At 40.6% G+C, this 3,481-nt stretch carries 2 protein-coding genes; both read left to right on the forward strand.

Going from position 1 to position 3,481, the window contains the following annotated elements; all coding sequences use genetic code 11:
* The first annotated feature begins 300 nt into the window (after positions 1–300).
* On the forward strand, positions 301–2,985 hold the full coding sequence (locus Q8907_14570; protein MDP4275496.1) for a trehalase family glycosidase: 2,685 nt from the start codon (positions 301–303) through the stop codon (positions 2,983–2,985).
* Between the two features lie 139 nt (positions 2,986–3,124).
* On the forward strand, positions 3,125–3,481 hold a 357-nt coding region (locus Q8907_14575; GenBank protein MDP4275497.1), incomplete at its 3' end, for an Ldh family oxidoreductase.

The raw sequence follows: 3,481 nt of genomic DNA on the forward strand, positions 1-3,481 counted from the left end.
AAAAGGAAGAATAAAGTTTTCAAAGGCAAATACAAACCACGGCAATAAAACCTGCCTTAGACTCCGCTCAGGAAGCAAAAAAATAGTGGAACCATTTCAAACTATCTTATAGGCCAGTGTATTAATATTCATTTACGCTGAAATTCTCTGAGAAAAACCTGAGTTTCTCTGAGTAATGCCATGAAGCAGTATACCCTTATAACCCTTTTTACTACTTGCGAATTTCAATTAAGATAACTATTTAAATTTTTCAGTTTGATTAATTGCCAATCCTGGATAAATTTGAACAAAAATTAGCAAATGAAACGAAATATCTTTATAACAATAATGACTTGCTGCCTGAGCCAGCTTGGATTTTCACAATCATCCGGTTTAATATACCGGTCCGATCGCTATAGCATATACAATAACCGGGTGGAACAGGGAAAATTTAAAGCAGTTGCCCTGTCGGGCACAAAAATGACTTCTAACTACCAAAGTCCTGAAGCTGAAAAATACAGCCCAACCATACGCTTTAAATTCAGTATTAATTTACGTGACAATGAAATGCTGTCCGGGAAAGACCATTTCGTGACTTTACAGCCTCAAGATGGAAAATTTACTACCAATGTTGTTTTTGGTAAACAGCTGGTCGATACGTTAGCCGGGGCAAATAATTCAAACCTTCAACCTAACACACAATGGACTGTCCGCCTCGATATGCGGGATATATTCAAATCCTTCAAGGAAAAAGGATATTACACGCTATTTAATGGAGAAAAACTGTATCAAGCAGATTTCAAGGGCGTTTACATCGCCGGAGGAATCCGCCCTTTGTCCTGGGATTTTAATAATCTGGGGAACCGTCCCGAATATCAATTGAAAGATCCTGACGGAGATGGGATTTACGAAACCACCTTAACCATGAATGCCAAGGGTGATGAGAAAAAAACCGAGGCGCAATGGGAACTGACCAGGGATATTTCTCTTTTCCCGCAGTATAAATCCGATTTCCCTTTATCCGATGCCATTTACAATATGGCTCTGGAAGAAATGATGAAAGCCGTTGAACCCGACAGTACATTCCGCACCGGCAAGGAATGGGGAGGTGTCTGGACCCGCGATATCAGTTATTCCATTATCCTGGCGATGGCTAATTTACAGCCCAAGGTTGCACGCTATAGTTTGATGAGAAAAGTAAAAAATGGACGGATTATCCAGGATACGGGCACAGGCGGTGCCTATCCTGTTTCTACAGACCGGATGATTTGGGCTACAGCTGCCTGGGAACTGTATAAAACAACAGGAGACAGGGACTGGTTAAAGCAAGCCTACGAAATTATCCGAAATTCGGTAAATGATGATATAAACAATGCTTATGACCGGGCTACCGGCCTTGTTCATGGAGAATCTTCATTTCTCGACTGGCGCGAACAAACTTATCCCAAATGGATGCAACCGGTTGATATCTATGAATCCGAAAATCTTGGAACCAATGCTGTTCACTATCATGCAAATGTCATCCTTTCACAAATGGCAACCCTTCTGAACGATTCACGCTCTGCCGGATTTTATAAACAACAGGCCGAAAAAATCAAGGCCGGAATCAATAAATACCTGTGGATGAACGAAAAAGGTTATTACGGCCAATACCTGTACGGAAGGAATTATAAAAGCCTTTCACCCCGTGCTGAAGCTTTGGGTGAAGCATTGTGCGTATTATTTAATGTTGCAAATGATCAACAGAAGAAATCGGTGATTGAAAATGTACCGGTTACTGATTTTGGGATTACCTGCATTTACCCGCAGATTCCGGGAATTCCTCCTTATCATAATAATGCTATCTGGCCGTTTGTCCAGTCATATTGGGCATTAGCTTCGGCCAAAGCAGGAAACGAAAAGTCGGTTCTGGCCTCAATAGCAGCTATTTACCGCCCGGCAGCCATGTTTCTCACCAATAAGGAAAATTTAGTTGCCGATAATGGCGATTTTGCAGGCACACAGATCAATTCGAGCAATATGCTTTGGAGCATCTCCGGTAGCTTAAGCCTGATTCATAAAATCATTTTCGGGATAGATTTCCAGGGTGATAAGCTTGTTTTTCATCCCTTCGTGCCGAAAGCATTGGCGGGGAACCGTTCGCTCAACAATTTCAAATGCCGCAAGGCTATTTTGAATATCACTATGCAAGGCTATGGAGATGTTATTAAATCATTCGTAATTGACGGCAAACCCTCCTCTCCTTCTGTTTCTTATGAATTAAAGGGAACTCATGAGGTGAACATCATCCTGGCAAATAACGAGTTTCAGGACTTAAAAATCAATAAAGTGAATAATTATACTTCACCGGATGTCCCAATTGCCAGTTGCACGGGAGATTCTCTCTCATGGCCTGCTGTGAACGGAGCCATAAACTATACAGTTATAAAAAACGGACAACCTGTTGCTACAACCCAAAAGACATGTATAAAAGCTGATCGCGCCAACTACAATGAATATCAGGTTTTTGCAAATGATTCAAACCAGGTAAGTTCTTTTGCCAGTGAATCTGTTGTGCTTCAGGGCAATCAATATAAACAAACCCTTGAAATTGAGAAATTTGCCGGGAAAGCTTCATATCCCTACAGCAATTATTCAGGTGAAGGTTTTGTTGAAATCAGCAAAGAAAAAAACACGAATATCCCAATTCAGGTAAACATTGAAAACACAGGCATCTACACGATAAGTTTCCGCTATGCCAATGGTAATGGACCAATCAACACACAGAATAAATGTGCAATCCGGACTTTAAAAGTGGATAATAAATTTGCAGGAACAATTATCCTTCCTCAAAGAGGTAGCAAAGAATGGTCCAATTGGGGCTTCTCCAATTCAATTCAGGTAAAACTGACCAGGGGAAAACATATACTGTCCATTTCTCTCGAACCATCCAATGAAAATATGAACGGAAAGGTGAACCAGGCCATGCTGGATTTGTTGAGAATTGACATGTTGTCGGGCAGATAAAAGTTGTAAAAGGCATGCTGGTAACAGGAAAGAAGAAGCGTACAGTTCCTTCCCAATAAATCTTTTGAGCAATTCTTAAAGAATTTTCTGGAAAACTTAGCTTTTCTTCTCACTTTTGCAACTTTAATTGATTTTTATAATGATATATAGTTACGAGTATTTAAAAGATTTTACTGTTGCTGTGTTTACCAAAATGGGATGCAGCAGTACGGACGCGGAAAAAGCCGCAAAAGTTTTTTTAAAAGCTGAATTAAGAGGCCTTTCTTCTCATGGAATGATCCGGATCATTGATTATTTCAGATTATGGGAAGCAGGGCGCATCAATGTCCATCCCGATATAAAAATTGTACATGAAACACCCAGTACAGCTGTTGTTGATGGCGACGGAGCCATTGGCATGATTGCTGCTACCCGTTCTATGGAAATTGCCATTGAAAAAGCAAAAACAGCCGGTTCAGGCTGGGTATCGACAAGGAATTCCAATCATTACGGAATC

Source organism: Bacteroidota bacterium (assembly GCA_030706565.1).
Taxonomy (GTDB): Bacteria; Bacteroidota; Bacteroidia; order Bacteroidales; family JAUZOH01; genus JAUZOH01.

Bases quoted from the DNA above. Each gene is read 5' to 3' on its own strand.
- Q8907_14570 (MDP4275496.1), top strand. From the start codon at position 301: ATGAAACGAAATATCTTTATAACAATAATGACTTGCTGCCTGAGCCAG.